This window comes from Aeromonas sp. QDB14 (assembly GCF_027707845.1).
In the GTDB taxonomy this organism is placed as follows: Bacteria; Pseudomonadota; Gammaproteobacteria; order Enterobacterales; family Aeromonadaceae; genus Aeromonas; species Aeromonas caviae.
In genome coordinates this window covers 1-957 of sequence record NZ_JAPCJD010000195.1, presented here as the reverse complement: position 1 = coordinate 957, position 957 = coordinate 1, and the positions used below count along the sequence as shown (strand labels likewise).

Sequence of the window (957 nt, the reverse complement as noted above, 5' to 3'; positions counted from 1 at the left end):
GGCTCTGTTGCAAAGATTGGCGGCAGTCAGAGGTAGGCTGTCGCTCTGCGCCGATCAGGCGGCTGCTGCGAAATGGTGGTTGAGCATGCCCATGGCCTCCGTCAGCGCCGAGGGCCCAATGCCAAAAGCTCTCTCCACAAGGCGCACCTCGCCCCTGATGCCGGGCTGCAGGCACCAGGGGCGAGCCTGTCCTTTGCGCAGGGCTCGCATGACTTCGAATCCCTTGATCGTGGCATAGGCCGTGGGGATCGATTTGAAACCGCGCACCGGCTTGATCAGTATCTTGAGCTTTCCGTGATCGGCCTCGATCACGTTATTGAGATACTTCACCTGCCGGTGGGCCGTCTCCCGGTCCAGCTTTCCTTCGCGCTTCAATTCGGTGATCGCTGCACCATAGCTCGGCGCTTTGTCGGTATTGAGCGTGGCAGGCTTTTCCCAGTGCTTCAGGCCTCGCAGGGCCTTGCCCAGGAACCGCTTCGCTGCCTTGGCGCTGCGGGTCGGCGACAGGTAGAAATCGATCGTGTCGCCCCGCTTGTCGACTGCCCGGTACAGGTAGGTCCACTTGCCCCGCACCTTGACGTAGGTTTCATCCAGGCGCCAGCTCGGATCAAAGCCACGCCGCCAGAACCAGCGCAGCCGCTTCTCCATCTCCGGGGCGTAGCACTGGACCCAGCGATAGATCGTCGTATGGTCGACCGAAATGCCGCGTTCCGCCAGCATTTCCTCAAGGTCGCGATAGCTGATCGGATAGCGACAATACCAGCGCACCGCCCACAGGATCACATCACCCTGGAAATGGCGCCACTTGAAATCCGTCATCGTTCCGTCCGTCCAATCTCCGCCAAGCATGCTCAAGCTTCACGATTTTTGCAACAGAGCCCACACGAGTATTGAGCATAGTCGAGATTGGTGCAGATCACTTCTGATATTGAACTGTCAGGAGCTGGCTGCACAACA

At 59.5% G+C, this 957-nt stretch carries 1 protein-coding gene; it reads right to left on the bottom strand.

From position 1 onward, the window contains the following. Nucleotides 1-54: 54 nt before the first annotated feature. On the bottom strand, nt 55-819 hold the full coding sequence (locus PG887_RS22475; protein ID WP_001389365.1) for an IS6-like element IS6100 family transposase: 765 nt from the start codon (nt 817-819) through the stop codon (nt 55-57). Nucleotides 820-957: the final 138 nt, after the last annotated feature.